Below are 20,540 nucleotides of genomic sequence, written 5' to 3' on the forward strand. Positions count from 1 at the left end.
AATATAATAAAGTATAAGATTGACTTAAAGTAAAAGTATGATATAATTATACTAGAAATATACCCTTACGGGGTAATAGTAAAGGAGGATAAAAATGAGGGTAAATATAACTGAAAAAGCCAAAGATAGGCTTAAAAAGATTATGGAAGAAAAAAATGCATTATCTAAAAGTATAAGATTATATATAGCAGGCTTTGGTTGAGGTGGCCCTACTTTTGGAATTGCTCTGGATGAGCAAAAAGAAGATGATGAAGTTAATTCAGTAGATGGTATTAACTTTGTAGCTAACAAAGACCTTACTACTCAATATGACGAATTTAATATTGATTATTCCAATAGTTGGCTAAGAAAGGGATTTGTCGTTACAACAAATATGGGACCAACATCTTGCTAGTAATTAAATGAATAGTTGCTGATGGATTTTAGATCCATCAGCTTTATTTTTTGCCAATATTTTTTATGATTAAAATAATATTTTATGGATATAAAAAAGTATAGAGAAAATAAAAGAAGGTGTTAAAATGAGACAGCGTGAAAAGGCCAAATTAAGGAAAGAAATGCTTAAAAGAAGAAGTAGTATGTCTAAAAAGCAGGTACAAACTTTAAGCGATAAAATTATAGCTACTTTAACAAAGTTTCCAATTTTTACAGATGGCAAAAATATAATGACCTATTTAAGCTTTAATAATGAAATTAATACATTTAATTTGATTAAACATTGTATGGAAAATAACAAACGAGTGATAGTTCCTTACTGTGAAGAAAGAAATATAAGGATTATACCAAGTGAAATAAAAGATATGTCTAAAGAATTAGTGAAAAATAAGTTTGGATTTTACGAACCTAAACATGACTATTTAAGGCCCTTTAATCACAACAATATAGATATGATTATAGTACCAGGCTTAGCCTTTGATAAGAGGTGTTACAGGATAGGCTTTGGAAAGGGGTATTATGATAGGTTTCTTTCTAGGATCAAACCAGAAATTCCGACTATTGGATTAGCATATAGCTTTCAAATAGTAGATAGAATATTAGAAGAGGATTTTGACGTACCTTTAGACTATGTAATTACTGAAAAAAAGATAATTGTAAAAGGGTAAGAAATTATTTTTTAAATATGCGATGGTAGTACACATCCTTATCACCAACATTTTCTAGACTAACTTGATACTTAAAACTTGGATTTAGTCCATTTACAAACCCTTCAATCCATGTTCTTTTGAAATCATATATTATATTATAGCTAATTTCTGTGTTATGCCAATATTTAAAATAATCTCCTTTGTATTGAATATATCCTAGAAGATCCTTTTCTTTTTTTGTAATTTTAAATGAATTATTACAGGAGCTATCTTCAAATATATAATTGCTCATAATAATGAAAATATCATATGCTGATGATATTTTCTCTTTGTTTTTAAGTTTTCGTCCATAGTTGAACCCATGGTATTCATGTACAAGTCTTGCAAGTAGAATACCATTTACCTTATATTTCCTTAATAATTCTTTTAAAATTGATGTATATCTTTTTTTAGTGGATTTCATCTTTTTTTCCAACCAAGTATTTATATTTGAACTAGTTATTTCTTCTACTGATTTATAAACAATATAATCACCGTATTTTTCAATATGCTTTTTTACTATAGTTTTTACCTCATTTATACCATATTGATTCTGGAATCTCTTCACTATTTCTTTTTCTAGACCTTCAAGTAGTTTGATTTTACTAAATATTTTGTGATAATCAGAATAAAGTTGAGGCAATTTATAATCCTCCCTAGCTTCTTTTAAAAATAGAATTTCCAAAAGCAAAATTAATTATAATTTTTTGTTTTATATAGAGGAGTAAATACTTTGCTATTTTTTTAGACATAAATATAATAAATACAAAAATTTATGGACAGATTAATTAAATGAAAACAATTTAAAGATAAATTTATTTAGAAATGGAGGTATACTATGGATTTAAAGGCTAAAATTTATAAAGTTCTAGAAGAAGTATATGACCCGGAAATAAAGAAAAGTTTAATAGAATTAAATATGATAAAAGATGTAACTATAGATGATAACGGAAAAGCTATAGTAAAAGTAGCTCTTACAACAAAGGGATGTCCTTTAAAGGCTACAATGAAGGATGATATAAAGGAAAAGGTAGGAAAAATAGATGGGATTAAAGATGTAGATGTAATTTTTGGAGAGATGACTAAAGAAGAAAAGAAGAAACTAATAGAAAAGTTACATGGAAATAAGAAAAGAGAAGATTTATTTAAAAATACAAAAGTTATAGCTGTAGGAAGTGGTAAGGGAGGAGTTGGAAAATCAACAGTAGCTGCTAATTTAGCAGTAACACTAGCCAAAATAGGTTATAAGGTTGGACTCATTGATGCGGACATACTAGGGTACAGTATACCTCAGATACTAGGGATAAGAGGTGTTAAGCCAGTAGTACCAGAAAAAGGATTAATGCTTCCTATAGAGAAAAATGGAGTTAAAGTAATATCTATGGGAAACCTGGTTGAAGAGGAGCAAGCACTTATTTGGAGAGGACCAATTTTAGGAAGAGTACTTCAACAGTTTTTTAATGATGTTTACTGGGGAGAACTTGATTATATGTTGATAGACTTACCGCCTGGTACTGGGGATGCACCATTGAGCCTTATGCAGCAAGTACCTGAAGCTGAAATATTAATAATTACAACTCCACAGGTAACAGCTGCTGATGTAGCTAAAAGACTTGGAATTATGGCATCTAAGACAGATAGTAAAATAATTGGTATAGTTGAAAATATGTCTTATTTTATTTGTGACAATTGTGGTGAAAAGCATTATATATTTGGCAAAGGAGAAGGAGAAGAATTAAGCGAAGATTTAGATACAAAACTTTTAGGTAAAATCCCCCTTATGACAGAAATTAGGAAAGATTCTGATAAAGGGAGACCAGTAGTTCTGGATAATGATGAAGTATTCAAAAGTTACAAAAATATAGTTGATAATTTAATAAAAGAATAAAAAATATATAAAAATACAAAAGCCCCTTTAAAGGGGCTTTTGTATTTTTATACAAAAACTAAACATATAATAGCATTCAAATAGACTATAATGGGAACAAAGCATTCATAAATATCCACACCATAATAAATATTCAAAGGGACAAACAAGTAACAAATGGGGAAAATGAAAAGTTTTTAAAAAAACATATTGAATATTTATAAATAATATTTTATAATATTACCAATACTGATAAAGTAACAAGAGCTTACTAATTTATAAATAGGAAATAATTATACAAAATTAATAAAGAATATAAAAGGGGGCATAAGATTGTGAAAGAAAAAGTTGTTTTAGCTTACTCAGGAGGATTAGATACCTCAATAATAATACCATGGTTAAAAGAGAATTATAACTTTGAGATAATTGCTGTGTGTGTAGATGTAGGGCAAGGAGATGATATGGATAAGGTTAAAGAAAAAGCTATAAAAACTGGTGCATCAAAGGTATATATAGAGGATGTAAAGAAAGAATTTGTTGAAAACTATTTATATAAGGCTATAAAAGCTGGAGCTGTCTATGAAGGGAAATATCTTTTAGGTACTCCTTTAGCAAGACCACTTATGTCTGAAAAACTGGTGGAAATAGCTCATAAGGAAGGGGCTAAGTATATATGTCACGGATGTACGGGTAAAGGTAATGACCAAGTACGTTTTGAAGTTTGTATAGCTGCCCTTGATCCAGATATAAAGGTAATTGCACCATGGAGAATGTGGAATATTAAGTCAAGAGAAGATGCAATAGATTATGCAAAATCTAAAGGTGTTGACGTACCTGTAACTAAGGAAAAAATATACTCAAGAGATGAAAACCTATGGCATGTAAGTCATGAAGGGGGAGATATTGAAGATTTAACAAAAGAACATAATCAAGATATATACTTTAGGGTTACTCCTCCAGAAAAGGCAAAGGATAAGCCAACCTATGTTGATATATATTTTGAAAATGGTATACCAAAAAAGATAAACGGGCAAAGTCTATCTCCTATTGACATCATAAAAACAGCTAATAAGATAGCCAGTGAAAATGGAATAGGGGTTGTAGACTTATTAGAAAACAGACTTGTTGGCATGAAATCAAGAGGGATTTATGAAACACCAGGAGGGACTTTATTGTTAGCAGCCCATAAAGAGCTTGAACATTTAAATTTAGATAGATGGACATTCCATTATAAACAATTAATTTCTCAAAAATATTCAGAATTAATATATGATGGACTTTGGTTTAGTCAGTTAAGGGAAGCGATTGACGCCTTTATTGATAAAACTCAAGAAGTAGTTACAGGCAAGGTAAAACTTAAACTTTATAAAGGCAATATTATGGTAGCAGGAATAGATTCAACCTTTGGATTATATAGAGAAGACATATCTTCCTTTGGTAATAGTGATGATTATGATCATAAAGATTCTGAAGGGTTTATAACTTTATATGGATTACCTTTTAAGATAAAGGGAATGATAAACAAAAAGAACGGAGGATGATAATATAGTATGAAACTTTGGGGAGGAAGATTTAGAAAAAAAGAAAGTGAATTAATGGATAAGTTTAATAAATCAATAAATATTGATAAGAGATTATATTGTGAAGATATTAAAGGGAGTATAGCCCATGTAAAAATGCTTGTAAAATGTAATATTTTATCTGAGGATGAAGGAAAAAAGATAATTAATGGTCTTAATTCTATCCTTTATGACTTAGAAAATGGAAAATTAAAAATAGATGCTTCCTATGAAGATATACACACTTTTGTTGAGATGACTTTAACTAAACGAATTGGAGAAGTTGGTAAAAAACTTCATACAGCTAGAAGTAGAAATGACCAAGTTGCCCTTGATATGAAACTATATATAAAGAAAAAGGGTAAGGATGTAATTGATGAAATCGAGAAATTACAAAAAATAATTGCCAAAAAGGGAGAAGAAAATCCATATATAATGCCAGGCTATACCCATCTTCAGAGGGCACAAGTTGTAACTTTTAAACATCATATTATGGCATATTATTATATGCTCGAAAGGGATAAAAAAAGAATTTTAAATGGATTAGATATATTAGACGAAAGTCCCTTAGGATGTTGTGCCTTAGCTGGTACTACCTATAATATAGATAGAGAATATACAGCTAAAGAACTTGGCTTTAAAAAATGTATTGATAACTTTTTAGACGGTATAAGTGATAGAGATTATATTATTGAACTCCTTTCTGCTTTTTCAATAATAATGATGCATTTAAGTAGATTAAGTGAAGAATTAATCCTATGGAGCAGTAAAGAATTTAATTTTATTGAAATAGATGATAATTTTACAACAGGAAGCAGTATAATGCCTCAGAAAAAGAATCCTGATGGGGCAGAGCTTATAAGGGGTAAAACAGGAAGGGTATATGGAAATCTTGTTGCTTTATTAACTACAATGAAGGCTTTACCCCTTTCTTATAACAAAGATATGCAAGAAGATAAAGAACACTTTTTTGACTCACTTGATACGGTTATAGATTGTTTAGTAATAATGGGTGAAATGTTAAAGGGTCTTAAGGTAAAAAAGGATAATATGATAAAAGCTGTAAGGAAAGGTTTCTTAAATGCTACTGAAATTGCTGATTACTTAGTTAAAAAGGGAGTTCCCTTTAGAGATGCACATAAAATTGTAGGGGATATTGTGCTATATTGTGAAGACAAAGGTATTGAAATAGAAGAAATGAAAATACAAGAATTAAGACAATTTAGTTCTCTAATAGATGAAGATATATATGACTTTATAGATTATGAAAATATACTAAATAAGGGAATTAAAAAGAAAATGCTTTAATACAATTTAGAAAAGCAATTAAAAATTGAAAATGTAAAATTGAAAATTTGTTAGTAAGTAGTAGTTAGTGGTTAGTATAACAAGCTTCGAAGCATTACTATATTACGAAACACAAAACATGATACATGAAACATGCTCTAAAATACAATTGAGAATTAGAAAAGATAAAAAAACAAAAATAGAAAAAAACAAATAAGTAAAATGGGAACGGCTTTTAAAAGCAATTTAAAAAAGACAAAAATTGTAGAGTGCATTTTGATGTGCTATTAATGAAACGTAAAACTAGTATAGCGCAGACTTTAGTCTGCGTTTTTTATGTTGAGGGACGCCCACGTCCCTCAACAACGATAAAGATCTCAAAGCTTTGCTTCTTTGGTTAAGTAATAGTCTTCAAAGAATGACTTCTTAGGTCTAAGTAACGAACTAGTAAATACAATTGACAATCAAAAACAAAAATGCTACAATTGAACCACACCCCGCATAGGGGGGGTTAAAATAAATTAATTAAGAACCCAAATTGCTGGGTAAAATAAAAATAGCTTTAATTAAAGAGAGGTGAAATATATGTCTATAGATAAAGTTACATTAAAAGTTACTGGAATGACATGAGCCGCTTGTGCAAAAAGGGTAGAGGTTTCTCTATCAAAGTTAGAAGGTGTAAAAGAGGCTACAGTAAATCTTCTTTCTGAAAAAGCAACAGTAGAATATGACAAGAATAAGGTTAATCTTAAAGATATGATACAGGCAGTAGAAAAATCAGGCTATAATGCATTTATGGAAGAAGAGGATGAAAAAGAAGATAATAGGGAAGAAGAAAGGCAAAAGGAAATAAAAACTTTAAAAATACTTTTTATAATATCAGCTATTTTAAGTTTGCCACTTTTATCAGCAATGTTTTTCCATATGGCAGGTACAGAAACAATTTTAAGCAATGGATATGTACAGCTGGCCCTAGCAACTCCAGTACAATTTGTAATAGGATATAGGTTCTATAAAGGAGCTTATCACTCCCTTAAGGGTGGAGGAGCAAATATGGATGTTCTAGTTGCAATGGGTACATCAGCAGCTTATTTCTACAGCTTATACAATGTCCTTGAAGGTATAAGAGAATATTACTTTGAAGCTTCTGCTATAATAATTACCCTTATTCTTTTGGGAAAAATGATGGAAGCTATTGCAAAGGGAAGAACTTCAGAGGCAATAAAAAAACTTATGAGTCTTCAAGCCAAAACTGCAAGGGTAATAAGAAATGGTAATGAGGTAGATATACCTGTTGAAGAGGTTAAAGTAGGAGATATAGTTGTAGTTCGTCCAGGAGAAAAAATACCTGTAGATGGTGTAATAATTGAAGGAAGTTCTTCAATTGATGAATCAATGTTAACAGGTGAGAGTATACCTGTTGATAAGAATAAAGGAGATGAAGTAATAGGTGCAACTATAAATAAGCACGGAACATTTAAATTTGAAGCTACAAAAGTAGGGAAGGATACTGCATTATCACAGATAATAAAACTTGTAGAAGATGCTCAAACGTCAAAGGCACCAGTACAAAGACTTGCTGATAAAGTTTCTAATATATTTGTTCCTAGTGTAGTTACCATAGCTGTTTTAACCTTTATAGCATGGTATTTTGTAGCAAGGGATTTCTCTAGTGCCTTAATTGCTGCAGTATCTGTTTTGGTTATTGCTTGTCCTTGTGCCTTAGGGCTTGCTACTCCTACAGCTATAATGGTCGGAACTGGTAAGGGAGCAGAAAATGGAATACTTATAAAAGGTGGAGAATACTTAGAAAGGGCTCAGGATATAAACGCAATAATATTAGATAAAACAGGAACTATAACTAAGGGAGAGCCAGAGGTTACAGATATTATTCCTTTTGAAGATGATGATAAAACCCTTCTTAAATATACAGCTTCTGCTGAAAAGGGTTCAGAACATCCCCTTGGTGAAGCTATAGTAAGGAAAGCAGAAGAAGAGGGAATAGAGTTAGTTAATCCAGAAAATTTTGAGGCTATACCAGGACATGGAATATATGCTAAAGTTGAAGGAAAAGATGTTTATATAGGTAACAGAAAACTTATGAAAGATAAGAATATTAATATAGATGATATAGAAAATGATATTGTAAGTCTTGAAAATAAAGGAAGGACAGCAATGCTTGTATCAATAGAAGGAAGTATTAGTGGAATAATTGCAGTTGCAGATACTGTTAAAGAACACTCAAAGGATGCTATAAAAAATCTTAAAGATATGGGAATAGAAGTATATATGCTTACAGGTGATAATAAGAGAACTGCTAATGCAATAGCAAAAGAAGTAGATATTGATAATGTAATAGCAGAGGTACTACCAGAAGATAAAGCAGAAGTTGTTGAAAAGATAAAAGGTCAAGGCAAAAAGGTAGGAATGGTAGGAGATGGAATAAACGATGCTCCCGCTTTAGCACAATCTGATGTAGGCTTTGCTATAGGAACAGGTACAGATGTTGCTATGGAAGCCGCTGATATTACGTTAATGAGAGGAGACTTAAGAGGGGTTGTATTAGCAATAAAATTAAGTAAAAGGACTTTAAGAACTATAAAACAAAATCTTTTCTGGGCTTTTGCATATAATACTGCTGGTATTCCCCTTGCAGCATTAGGATTTTTAAATCCTATGATTGCAGGTGGGGCCATGGCATTTAGTTCAGTATCTGTTGTGTCAAACTCACTAAGGCTTAAAAGATTTAAAATGAAAAATAAATAATATAAAGGAGTGTGGTTTATATGAAAAAAATATTAACTGTTGAGGGAATGAGTTGTCATCACTGTGTAATGGCAGTTAAAAATGCACTTAAAGGATTAGAAGGAGTAAAATCTGTAGATGTAAGCCTTGAAGAGAAAAAAGTAGAGGTTGAAATTGGAGGCAATATAGGGGATAATAAAATTAAAGGAGCTATAGAAGAAGCAGGTTATACTGTTGTAGAAATTAAATAATAGTGAGGTAAGTTTATGAATGAAGAAAAGAGGAAGGCTTTAAATTTATTAAAAACCTCTAAAGGTCAAATAGAGGGTATTATAAAAATGATAGAAGATGATAGGTACTGCGTAGATGTTTCAAAGCAAATACTAGCAGTACAGGCCCTTCTTAGAAAGGCAAATTTAAACATACTAGATCAGCATATTAGAAATTGTGTAAAAGATGCAGTATTACAAGGAGAAGGAGACAGAAAAATAGATGAAATAATTAATATTATTGATAAATATGTAAAGTAATATTTATAATAATAGTGGGGATATATTCTCCACTATTATTTTTTGTAATGGTAAAAATTCTTATATTTAAGAATGTTTATATTGAACAGTTTAAAAATATAAACTAAAATTAATATATATTCTTTTTTACTCAAAGGAAGCCCTTCATAATTTGAAAGGTTTTTCTAGAGAATATAATATTATAGTTTGCGATATTATTAATACTAATTTAATGATTTTAGTATATACTTTAATTGTACGGAAGGATGGTGGTATTTATGGAGTCGGTTCCTTTATATAGATTTAACTATATTATAGGTATAGGTTTAATCATAAGAACCCTAATTTTTAGGAAAAGGGGGATGATTATTATATCAGGAGGTGGTTAGGTGAATAGAAGGGTAGTAGAACTTATAGAGGATAAAAAGTATAGAGAGGCTAAAGAAGAAGTTAAAAAGCTAATTCCAGCAGATGTACCAGAACTTTTAGAAGAACTTGATCAGAATAGTTATTTAATATTATTTAGAATGCTTCCGAAAGATACAGCTGCAGAAGCATTTTCTCATCTTAATCAAGAACAAAGATGGTATATTATAAATTCTATTACTGAAAAAGAGTTAAAAATAATATTAGATGAATTATTTTTTGATGATATGATTGACCTATTAGAAGAAATGCCAGCTAATATGGTTAAAAATATATTGAAAAATACTAAAGAGGAAGAAAGAAAGCTTATTAACCAGTTTTTAAACTATCCAGAAGACTCCGCTGGTAGTTTGATGACTATTGAATATGTAGATTTAAAAAAGGAAATGACAGTAAAAGAAGCCCTTGAATACATTAAGAAAACTGGACTTACAAAGGAAACTGTATACACATGTTACGTTACTGATGCAAATAGAAAATTAGAAGGTATAGTATCATTAAGAAAATTAGTAACTAGTGATGAAAACTTAACAGTTGAGGAGATAATGGATAGAGAAGTAATCTATGGCCATACCCATGATGACCAAGAAACTATAGCCCATTTATTTAAGAAATATGATTTCATGGCAATACCAGTAGTAGATAAGGAAGGAAGACTTACGGGAATAATTACTATAGATGATATAGTTGATGTTATTGAACAGGAAAACACTGAGGACTTTCAAAAAATTGCCGCTATGGCCCCATCAGAGGAGGAATATCTTGGCACTGGTGTTTTAACCCTTGCAAAACATAGGCTTACTTGGCTTTTAGTTCTTATGATATCGGCAACTTTTACAGGGAATATTATTGAAAGATACGATAGTATTTTACAATCAGTTGTTATTTTAGCAGCCTTTATTCCAATGCTAATGGGTACTGCAGGAAATGCAGGAGCACAATCATCTGTCTTAATAATAAGGGGATTGGCATTAGGAAATATAAAGATTAAAGATATATTTAAAGTTATATGGAAGGAGCTAAGGGTAAGTTCCCTTGTGGGATTAATATTGGCCTTTGTAAACCTACTAAGGGTATATTATCTGGAAAATGTGGAATTTAAAATAGCACTTACAGTATCTTTAACCCTTTTTACAACTATTGTAGCCGCTAAAATATTTGGTTGTATCCTTCCTATAATAGCAAAGAAGCTAAAGTTAGACCCTGCTATTATGGCAAGTCCTTTAATTACAACAATAGTTGATGCATTAACATTAATAGTATATTTTACACTAGCAAGTTTTATAATAGGACTGTAAATACAATTGACAATGGACAATTAAAGAAATTAAAAATGGAAAATTTAAAATGTAAAATTACAGAATACAGTTATTAGCTCTTGGCTCCTAGTAGAGCAGAATTCATTCTGCGGTGAATAAAGAGCAACAAAAAATAGGGGCTTTAATATTCAGCCCAAAATAAAAATTGTAGAGTACATTTTAATGTGCGATTAAGGGTATGTCAACCGTTGCTGATGGATTCGCAATCCATCAGCTTTGTGAAGTTTGAGGGATATGTAAATACAATAATTGACAATGGACAATTGAGAATTGAGAATTAGAAAAGATTAAAAGACTAAGAATAGAAAATATAAAAACCGTAGAGCGCATTTCAATGTGCGTTGTATAGGAGTAACAATTCTAGGAGCTAGACGTCCTTGGCAAAGTAACGGACAACAACGCATTACTACTTAGGCTTAAGTAACGGACCACAGAGGCTATCTTCTTAGGTTTAAGTAACCGACATCTAAGGCTATGACTTCTTAGGTCAAAGTAACGGTCCACGTAGGCTAGACATCTTAGGCTAAGAAACAATCCTCAAAGTCTTCACTTCTTAGCCATATTAACTTTACTCCTGAACAATTATAATGGGGTGATAAAGATGATAATTAACCATAATAGGACACCTTTGTTTGATGCCCTAAAAGACTACTATGAGAGAAATGTTATTTCATTTGATGTTCCAGGCCATAAGAAAAATAGAGAAGGATTAAAGGAATTTGCAGATTTTGTTGGAGAAAAAGTATTAAAAGTAGATGCAAATTCCATGAAACCCCTTGATAACTTAGGAAATCCTATTAGTGTTATAAAAGAAGCTCAGGATTTAGCAGCAGATGCCTTTGGGGCTGACCATTGTTTTTTTATGGTAAATGGTACTACTGCTGCAGTACAGGCGATGATTATGAGTGTATGTCAGCCTGGAGATAAGATTATACTTCCAAGAAATGCACATAAATCAGCTATAAATGGATTAATATTAAGTGGTGCTAAGCCAATATATATACAGCCAGAAATAAATGATAGATTAGGTATAGCTATGGGGGTATCCCTTGAGAAGATAGAAAAGGCTATAGCTAGAAATTCAGATGCTAAAGCAGTTTTTTTGATTAATCCAACATATTATGGTGCTACTTCAGACTTAAAGAGAATAATTAGTTTAGCACATAAACATGGAATGGCTGTCCTTGTAGATGAGGCCCATGGTGCTCATTTTAGCTTTCACAAAGAGCTTCCACCTTCTGCCATGGAGTTAGGTGCTGATATGAGTGCCGTTAGTATACACAAAACTGGTGGTTCACTAACACAAAGTTCTATGTTACTCCTAAAAGAAGGTTTAATTGATAAAAGGACAGTAAGGACTATATTAAATTTAAATCAAACTACAAGTGCTTCATATCTTCTAATGACAAGTCTTGATGTTGCTAGAAAAATGCTAGCAGTTGATGGAGAAGAAGTACTAACTAAGGCATTAAAACTAAGTAGAGAAGCTAGAGAAGAAATAAATAATATAGAAGGTTATTACGCTTTTGGTAAAGAGTTAATTGGAACACCGGGAATATTTGACTTTGATGAGACAAAGTTAGGAATTAATGTAACTGGATTAGGTATTACAGGTCTTAAGGCATATGATATATTAAGGGATGAGTATAATATACAGGTAGAGTTGGGAGATGTTTTTAATATATTAGCTATAGTAAGTGTTGGAGACACTGAAAAATCCCTACAGAAATTAGTTCAGGCTCTGAAAGACATGAGCCAAAAGTATAGGGGAAAAATTATTAAATATGAAAGTATAGCGCTAGAAAATCCAGAGGTTATAATTTCTCCTAGAGATGCTTTTTACAGCCGTAAAAAACTTGTGAAGCTGGAAGATGCAGAGGGAGAAATAAGTGGAGAATCTATAATGATTTATCCTCCAGGAATACCTATAGTAACTTTAGGTGAAAGAATAACTAAAGATATAATAGAGTATATAAAACTACTGAAAAGTCAGCATAGTGTGTTTAATGGGACTGAAGACCCTTATGTAAACTATGTAAAGGTACTTGGAACATAAAATAATGCTGCCAACTGGCAGCATTATTTTTATACTTGAGAATCTTCTATTTTAATAGAAGGCTTTTTTATAGTAAACTATCTATTCTTTCCTTATCAAAGCCAGGTATTTCTTCACCGCCTATAATGATAACAGGTACTCCTCTATATCCCTTTTGAATTAGTTCTCTTCTGGCCTCAGGGTCTTCATTTACGTTCTTTTCAATGTAATTTACACCTTTTTCAGTAAGGTATTCCTTTGCCATTGTACAATATGGGCAAGTATTACTTGTATAAACTATTACATCTTTCATAAATTACCCTCCTTAAAATCAATTTTCTAATCACATTATACCCTATAGGGGTATATAAGTCAAGGTTTTTTATCCATTTACTTAAAAACAGCGACGATTTTGTTTTTCCCTAGCTTATATCATTTATTAAAATTGAGATTCACTTATTTTTTATTGATTAAAAAGTTTAGTAAATTTCCCGTTTAAATTTTTACATAATAAAATTGATGGATTGGTTATACATCAGCATAGGGGCTGAATATATTCAGCCCCTAATATTAACTACTTACTACACGCTACTAACTGATTTTAATTTTACATTTTTCATTTTAAATTTTTAATTTCTTTAATTGTCAATTGTGTTAAATCTTATACCTATCTAAATCTTTACCAAATTCTTCAGCCATTTTTCTAAATTCCTTAATATTTTCTGTCATTTTTTCAATTTCATTTGTATAAGTTGTTACATTTGAGCTTACTTCCTCAGATGAGGCTGAGTTTTCTTCTGCAATGGCTGCCAGTGACTCAATATTAGATGATACACTATTTATGGATTCTGTTTCATTTGTTAGCTTATTAATCATTTCAATTAATGAATTTGATACATTTTGAATTGATGTAACAATATTTTGGCTCATATCTGCAACATCTGAAAGCTTTTGGTTTTCTTGCTCTAATACTGAGTATTGATTTTCTATTTGTTCAACAAGTTTATTAATTTCCTCTATAAAAGATATAAGATTATTATTTATATTATTAACTGATTCCTTAGATTCCTCTGCTAATTCCCTTATTTCTTGTGCTACTACAGCAAAACCTCTACCAAGTTCTCCTGCTCTTGCAGCTTCTATAGATGCATTTAATGCAAGTAGATTAGTCTGGTCAGAGATTGCTTCAACAGCTTCAACTATTTTAGTAACATCCTTTGCTCTATTTTGGAGTTTTAAACCATTTTCTTTAACCTTAGAAAATTCAACCATAATCTCTTGAAGATTTTTTGAAGTATTTCTAAGTTCTTTTTGGCCATCTTCTAATCTAGATACTGAACCTTGCAGGTCATCTTTACTTTCATTTTCTTTTTCAACAATTTGATTTAATGTATTAATATTGTTATTTAAAAGGTAAGCTGACGATTCAGTTTCTTCTGCTTGATTTACAGCTCCTTCGGCAACCTGTTCTACTACTCCTGCTATTTCTTTAGATGTATCCCTCATATTGTTAGCTATCTCGTTAAATTTATCAGTGAAAACTGTAAGTTCGTCTGTCATACCTTTAAAGCCTACAAAATCACTCTTAACAGTACTTTTATAATTTAAAATTAGATTATTTATTTCTTCAAAGAAATCACCTGTAGATATTTTCATTTCTTCCGCATAGTTCTTATCTATAAGATGTTCTAAATGAGTTATTATACTCTTTTTAGGCATAAAGAGTAATTTCGATACTAAATATGGAATTATAAAAGTTAAACCTATTGTTATTCCAGTAAGAATATTATTGTTTACTACATTTGAAAACAGAAGATAAGGTATACCTATAAAAATTAATGAAGCTGTGGCTATTTTTAATTCGAGACTTTTCATGAAGCCTAATGAAAAAAGCTTATTTATTTTATACGTTTTTTGATAAGATATTTCATTTTCAAACTTTATATGTATTTTAGTAAAATCGTCTGTTTTCTCGATTGTGTGTATTTTGATTTCTTCATTATAATATTTTGCAGCACCTTCTAATAATCCATGAAAGTAACCAAACATTCCCCTAGAAGATTTATATGTCATTTCAGCAGTATATTTATCTATTGCTTTAACCCTTAAAATTGGTGGTTTAGCACCTTTTATCTTTTTAGTTACAACTACATGTACATCATACATTGACTTTAAAAATGAATAAAGATTATCATGCTTAAAAAATGCAGGGTAATCTTTGGAAAATGTAAATATATTGTCTCTACCTATTTCTTTCCATACTTCATAATTAGACTTTCCCTGTTTGTCAGCTATATATTTCATCATATTTAAAGGATAAGAATCACCTATATCCTCTATTGGCTTGAATATTCTATTAGGGTTTAAGCCTACAGATTCCATGGCTTCATCTACTAAATTATCATCATAAAGCTTTCTTGCTGTTTTTATCCAAGTAGATACTATTGTTCCTTTCATAATATTGGATTAAATCCTTTCCCCCTTTCAGTTAATGTATATATATATTATACCGTATTTTTACCCTGTTGGCGGATTATTATAGATATTTTACATAATCCTTACTCACAGAGCACTTAATTTCAACATATTATAATTATACCAATATTGTCTTCAAATTAATCAATAAATGAAAAAGCCTTCTTGTTAAGTTAAGGAGGTAAGGGGGTAGGTAATATGTGCCAAAAGGGTTTAAATTATATAAAGGTTTTTAGTAAAAGATTGGGAAAGGTAATTGAAAAAACTGTAGAAGATATTGTAAAAGTTATGGTAAAGAGTGATATTCCAAAGGATTTTTCTGATTATCATATAGAGTTTTTAAAAGCACAGGCTATTATAGAAAGAACTAATCTTATTAAAAGGGCAAAATCCTTTGGGGGAAGGGGCTGCTCAAGGCACCCAGAATGTGATATTTGTGATACTTCCCACTGTATAAGCACAATTAATGAAGATGAGTTAAAGGAAGTTTGGAAGGATAGTTATAAGGTGAATATAGACAAGGTTAATAAAGCAGTTGAAGATACTCAAGGATTAATTATCACTGTAAATAATAGGCCCATAGATGCAAAATTCCACCATACATGTGGTGGTTCTACAGTTAATTCTGAAAATGTTATTAATAATAAAGTAATATATTTAAGAAAGGTACTGTGTGATTACTGTATAGATTCACCTAATTGGGAAAATTACAAAGAGATTTCTATAAAAGAAATAGAAGAAAAACTTAACGTAAAATTTCCCAATATAAACCCTATGTTAAAATCCAACATTAAAGGATTTATTGAAGAAGTTGAAAGGGATAAAGATGGGAGAGTTTTAGAAATAAAAATCGGAGATAAAAAATTTAAGGGAACAGAAGTAATGGAACTTTTAGATTTGGATTCTACAAAGTTTAGTATGGCTCCTGAAGTTATAAGAATAACAGCACAGGGAAAAGGACATGGATTAGGACTATGTCAATATGGAGCTAATGAAATGGCATTAAAGGGAAATAGTTATGAAGATATAATAAACTATTATTATACTGGAGTAAAAATAAGCAAAGTTCAAAAGCCATGTATAGAAAAGCCTTTAAGTGGAAGAATAATAATGATTGATCCTGGACACGGCGGAGATGAATGTAAAGATTTAGTAGGAGTAAAGGGACTAAGAGAAAAAGATGTTGTTCTAAAAGTAGGTAAGAAAATGAAGAAGTATTTACAACAATTGGGGGCTACAGTTTATTTAACAAGAGAAAAGGATGAATATGTTTCTCTCGGTAAACGGGCTGAATTAGCAAATAATATGAGGCCTAATTTTTTTATTAGTTTACACTTAAATTCCTTTCCTAATCCTTCAATACACGGATGTGAAATCTACTATTATAGAGGAGATTATGACAGTGAGGTCCTAAGTAAATTTATAATAAATAATTTAGAGGAAAAGTTAGGTATAGTAAACAGAGGGACCAAAACGGCTGAATTATTTTTATTAAGGGAAGTAGGAGTAAGTTCATTACAAATAGACTTAGATTATATAACCAATCCTGAACAGGAAGAAAAAATGAAAGATGATAACTATCTTGATGAAATGGCTAAGGCAATAGTAAGTGGGATTAAAGATTATTTTAAATATTAGTGTAAAATAAATAGTATTTAATATTTTTGTCGTTTTTTTATTTGACAAGTTCTACAGAAAGTAGTATAATATTAGATTCAAATATTGACAAACCAATGGAAATATGATAAAATTGGCATGTATTCTTTAAAGGAAGGTGGTTCTTTGGCTCAAGGAAATTCTCTAGATAGAATCAGAGAAAATGTAAAGAACTATGTGGGAGAAAAAGTTAGGTTAAAAGCCAATAAAGGAAGAAAGAAGACCACGATCAGAGAAGGAGTTCTAGAAAGCGTATATCCTAATATTTTCGTAGTAAAAATTGACGGAGGATATAATTCAATAAGGAGAGTATCATACAGTTACTCAGATATATTAACAGAGACGGTAGAAGTTACTGTATATGATGAAGGAGAACAAATAAGAATTAGTTAAAATATAAACCGCCATTTTGGCGGCTTATATTTTTTTTGGCAATTAATACATTTTTATAACATATAGCTATTATGTTACAATGAAAATAATACCATAATAGTAGAGGAGAATAAATTTGAACAAAAGAGCATTTTTTATAGCATTCACATTAATTATATTATTAATTGGCTGTCAACTTAGTAAACAAAAACCCAATATGGATAATAATATGAAAGCAGATGTAGCCACTGAAGATACTAAGGATACTAAAAAAGAAGATGAACCCAAAAAGGAAGAATTAGAAAAAGAAGAAAAATATATTGGACAAGCCCTAAATACCATTGAAAAGAATGGAAAAGTTAAAGTATACAGTAAAAAAGATACAAAGAGTCAAGTTATACATGTCCTAAAGGATTTAGATAAAGTTCAATTACTAGAAACATTACCCTATGGATGGTTTAAAGTAAAACTGGAAAATGGCAACATAGGATATGTAGATGCTAGATATATAAGGACTAATAAGATACCACCACATAAATTTAATAAAAATAGAAAAGGATGTACACTTGTTTTTACACATAAAGACCAAACCTTAAGAATATATAAAGATGGAGAAATTGTTAGAGAATCTTTAGCATCTAGTGGTTTATGGGATACCTTTACACCTAAAGGTATTTTCCAAATTGAAGATGGAAGAAGGGGTAAATGGTTTTATGCCAAAAGGTTTCAACAGGGAGGCAAATATTGGGTTGGCTTTAAGGGCTCATACCTGTTTCATTCTATCCCATGTGATAAGAATGGAAATATAATACAAGAAGAGGCCAAAAAAATAGGACAACCAGCTAGTCACGGTTGTATTCGTTTACCTTTAGATATAGCAAGGTATATATATGAAAATGTTCCAGATGGAGCACTTGTGCTTATATATTAGTAGATCAGAAATGCAATTGAGAATGGAAAATTGAGAATTGACAATTAAAGAAATTAAAAATTCAAAATGTAAAATGTAAAATTAAAAAAAACAAAAACAGACTACAGAGCATTACTTCTAAGGTCAAGTAACAGACCTCAAAGCTTAACGTCCTGGGCATAGTAACGGTCCCCAGAAGCTAGACTTCATGGCATAGTAACTAATATAGTAACAAAAAAGTAGCGGAGAATTAATTCTCCGCTACTTTTTTTGCATTACCGATAGAAGCTTGATTGCTATGAAGTCTTTCTTTATCTGTAACTTTAGCGCCAAAGAAATTTAAAGTTGCAAAAAGTACAACTGTTCCTATAACTAGAGATATATAAGGATTTATTCCAAATCCTGCAGGAATAAAACCAACTATAATTGAAACGCCTGCAACAACTAAAGCGTATGGCATTTGAGTTTTAACATGTGCCATATGGTCACAAGCACTTGCCATTGATGACATAATAGTTGTATCTGATATTGGTGAACAATGGTCTCCAAATACTGCTCCAGTTAATACTGCACCTATAGCTGGAACTAGAAACTCAGCTCCTCCTAATTCAAAGGCTAAAGGTATTGCAAGGGGCATTACTATTGAGTTTGCTCCCCATGATGAACCAGTTGAGAAAGCAACTATACAAGGGATTATAAACATTAGTACTGGTATCATAAATGGTGGTATTGAACCTTTAGCTACAGATACTATAAACTCTGCAGTACCTAACTCACCATTTAGGCTTCCTAATGCCCAAGCTAATACTAATATAATTGCTGCGGTTGTCATTGACTTTATTCCTGCAACCCAAGCATCCATAATTTCTTTAATAGTTAGTATTCTTTGGGCTAGACTCATTACTGCTGCTATTATTGTACCTCCAATAGATGCCCAAAGAAGAACAACACTTGCATCCGCATCACCAAAAGCAGCTTGTACTGACTTACCCTCAAGTCCTCCACCGTTTATATAAAGTCCAAATATAGTTATAACTATTACTGACAGAATAGGTATTACTGCATTATACCATCTTTCATTTTCTATGGAAGATTCAAGCTGGTCTACTTCATCTGTAACAAGTGGTTTTGCATCATCGTCAAGAAGTTTTCCTGTTAGATAGCTTCTTCTCTCTGCCTTTGCCATTGGTCCAAAATCTTTTCCAGTAAATATTATCATTAGTACAAATCCAAGGGCTAAAATACTATAAAATCTAAATGGTATTGTTTCTAAAAATACACTATATGCACTTAAGTTTACTCCTATTTCTTCAAGTCCATTTTTTATTAATCCAGTTTCAAATCCTACCCAAGTTGAAATTAAAGCGATACTTGATATAGGGGCAGCAGTTGAATCTACTATATATGCTAATTTTTCTCTTGATACTTTCATTTTATCTGTTATGCTTCTCATGGTATTACCAACAATAAGTGAATTAGCATAGTCATCAAAGAATATTAAAACTCCCATAAGCCATGTACTAAATAGAGTAGATTTATTGGTTTTAGCTCTAGATACTATAAGATTTGCAATTCCCTTTGTTCCTCCATTTTTACTTAAGATTCCTATAAGTCCTCCAATTGTTAAGCAGAATATCAAGATTGACACATTCCATTCATCGGTTAATGCACCCACAATAAATGTATTTAATGATTTAGTAAAACCCACTAAAGGATTAAAGTTTGCTAATATAGTAGACCCTACGAATACAGCTATAAAAAGAGATAGAAACACTTCCTTAGTTACCCAAGCTAATACGATAGCTAATAGAGCTGGTACAAGTGATAACCATCCAAATTCCATCATAAATTCCTCCTTATAATGTTATGTTGTTTAGATTATGTTTTAACTTTTACAGCAATAAAAAAACACGCGACAGAATGTCACGTGTTTATCACCTAAATACACAAAAACACGCTCATCCCTCCTTTTGCCCAGTGTGAGATAGCTCTCCATCAGGGAAGCGGGCTTTTTCCCTGATGACAGTCCTGCACCTATTCGGATACAGGCCCAGCCCCAAGCTTTGGATGCTTGAGACTTCGGCAACAACTCCTTTCACTATACTTCATTGGCTTCCGGCCTTCATATAGTTACTAATAGCTGATGCGCCTCTACCTCACCCTCAAGAAATGGAGGATGAGGTTTTTCTTATTATTAAATTTTACGTAATTGTAACACAGGTAAAAAAACATGTCAAGAGCCTGTATAAAAATTCT

The 20,540-nt window shown here is 31.1% G+C and carries 16 protein-coding genes, 1 pseudogene and 1 riboswitch; of the genes and pseudogenes, 13 read left to right on the forward strand and 4 right to left on the reverse strand.

The window, feature by feature from the left end:
• The first annotated feature begins 521 nt into the window (after positions 1-521).
• Positions 522-1,103: a 5-formyltetrahydrofolate cyclo-ligase gene (locus BET03_RS08915; RefSeq protein WP_120169498.1), complete on the forward strand. Its 582-nt coding sequence runs from the start codon at positions 522-524 to the stop codon at positions 1,101-1,103.
• A gap of 4 nt (positions 1,104-1,107) precedes the next feature.
• Here the strand turns inward: BET03_RS08915 and BET03_RS08920 are convergent, their stop codons facing one another.
• Positions 1,108-1,767, reverse strand: a complete 660-nt coding sequence (locus BET03_RS08920; protein ID WP_120169500.1) for a hypothetical protein — start codon at positions 1,765-1,767, stop codon at positions 1,108-1,110.
• Between the two features lie 195 nt (positions 1,768-1,962).
• Between BET03_RS08920 and BET03_RS08925 the strand changes: the two genes are divergently transcribed.
• From BET03_RS08925 to BET03_RS08960, 9 genes and pseudogenes are all read left to right on the forward strand, one after another.
• Positions 1,963-3,012, forward strand: coding sequence for an Mrp/NBP35 family ATP-binding protein (locus BET03_RS08925; RefSeq protein WP_120169502.1), 1,050 nt, complete (start codon positions 1,963-1,965; stop codon positions 3,010-3,012).
• Positions 3,013-3,326: 314 nt separating this feature from the next.
• Complete coding sequence (locus BET03_RS08930) at positions 3,327-4,532, forward strand: argininosuccinate synthase (protein ID WP_120169504.1); 1,206 nt, start codon at positions 3,327-3,329, stop codon at positions 4,530-4,532.
• A gap of 9 nt (positions 4,533-4,541) precedes the next feature.
• Positions 4,542-5,858 carry an argininosuccinate lyase gene (gene argH, locus BET03_RS08935; RefSeq protein WP_120169506.1) on the forward strand — a complete coding sequence of 439 codons (1,317 nt, stop codon included), beginning with the start codon at positions 4,542-4,544 and terminating at the stop codon, positions 5,856-5,858.
• A 621-nt stretch (positions 5,859-6,479) separates the two neighbouring features.
• Positions 6,480-6,611: pseudogene (locus BET03_RS14065) on the forward strand (cation transporter); the annotation flags it as partial.
• Positions 6,612-6,761: 150 nt separating this feature from the next.
• On the forward strand, positions 6,762-8,603 hold the full coding sequence (locus BET03_RS08940; protein ID WP_423246978.1) for a copper-translocating P-type ATPase: 1,842 nt from the start codon (positions 6,762-6,764) through the stop codon (positions 8,601-8,603).
• A gap of 20 nt (positions 8,604-8,623) precedes the next feature.
• Positions 8,624-8,833, forward strand: coding sequence for a copper ion binding protein (locus tag BET03_RS08945; protein ID WP_120169511.1), 210 nt, complete (start codon positions 8,624-8,626; stop codon positions 8,831-8,833).
• Between the two features lie 15 nt (positions 8,834-8,848).
• The gene (locus BET03_RS08950) at positions 8,849-9,112 is read left to right on the forward strand and encodes a metal-sensing transcriptional repressor (RefSeq protein ID WP_120169513.1); all 264 of its coding nucleotides are present in this window, start codon (positions 8,849-8,851) and stop codon (positions 9,110-9,112) included.
• Positions 9,113-9,480: 368 nt separating this feature from the next.
• Entirely contained in the window at positions 9,481-10,815 is a 1,335-nt protein-coding gene (mgtE, locus tag BET03_RS08955) for a magnesium transporter (RefSeq protein WP_120169515.1), read from the forward strand.
• Between the two features lie 622 nt (positions 10,816-11,437).
• On the forward strand, positions 11,438-12,892 hold the full coding sequence (locus tag BET03_RS08960; RefSeq protein ID WP_120169517.1) for an aminotransferase class I/II-fold pyridoxal phosphate-dependent enzyme: 1,455 nt from the start codon (positions 11,438-11,440) through the stop codon (positions 12,890-12,892).
• Between the two features lie 67 nt (positions 12,893-12,959).
• Here the strand turns inward: BET03_RS08960 and BET03_RS08965 are convergent, their stop codons facing one another.
• Positions 12,960-13,184 (reverse strand): glutaredoxin family protein, encoded by a 225-nt coding sequence (locus BET03_RS08965; RefSeq protein WP_120169519.1) that lies wholly within the window; start codon positions 13,182-13,184, stop codon positions 12,960-12,962.
• Between the two features lie 341 nt (positions 13,185-13,525).
• Positions 13,526-15,328, reverse strand: a complete 1,803-nt coding sequence (locus tag BET03_RS08970) for a heme NO-binding domain-containing protein (RefSeq protein ID WP_120169521.1) — start codon at positions 15,326-15,328, stop codon at positions 13,526-13,528.
• Between the two features lie 216 nt (positions 15,329-15,544).
• Between BET03_RS08970 and spoIID the strand changes: the two genes are divergently transcribed.
• The 3 genes from spoIID (at position 15,545) to BET03_RS08985 (ending at position 18,305) form a co-directional block, all read left to right on the forward strand.
• Complete coding sequence (spoIID, locus tag BET03_RS08975) at positions 15,545-16,984, forward strand: stage II sporulation protein D (RefSeq protein WP_120169523.1); 1,440 nt, start codon at positions 15,545-15,547, stop codon at positions 16,982-16,984.
• Positions 16,985-17,068: 84 nt separating this feature from the next.
• Positions 17,069-17,395 carry a Veg family protein gene (locus BET03_RS08980; RefSeq protein WP_279230372.1) on the forward strand — a complete coding sequence of 109 codons (327 nt, stop codon included), beginning with the start codon at positions 17,069-17,071 and terminating at the stop codon, positions 17,393-17,395.
• A gap of 115 nt (positions 17,396-17,510) precedes the next feature.
• On the forward strand, positions 17,511-18,305 hold the full coding sequence (locus BET03_RS08985; RefSeq protein ID WP_120169525.1) for a L,D-transpeptidase family protein: 795 nt from the start codon (positions 17,511-17,513) through the stop codon (positions 18,303-18,305).
• Between the two features lie 229 nt (positions 18,306-18,534).
• On the opposite strand, the gene BET03_RS08990 is transcribed toward BET03_RS08985, so the two are convergent.
• Entirely contained in the window at positions 18,535-20,127 is a 1,593-nt protein-coding gene (locus BET03_RS08990) for a Na+/H+ antiporter NhaC family protein (protein ID WP_120169527.1), read from the reverse strand.
• 134 nt (positions 20,128-20,261) lie between these two features.
• A riboswitch (Lysine riboswitch) is annotated at positions 20,262-20,446 on the reverse strand.
• Between the last annotated feature and the right edge of the window lie 94 nt (positions 20,447-20,540).

The sequence above is a fragment of the Thermohalobacter berrensis genome (genome assembly GCF_003609645.1).
Lineage (GTDB): Bacteria > Bacillota > Clostridia > Tissierellales > Thermohalobacteraceae > Thermohalobacter > Thermohalobacter berrensis.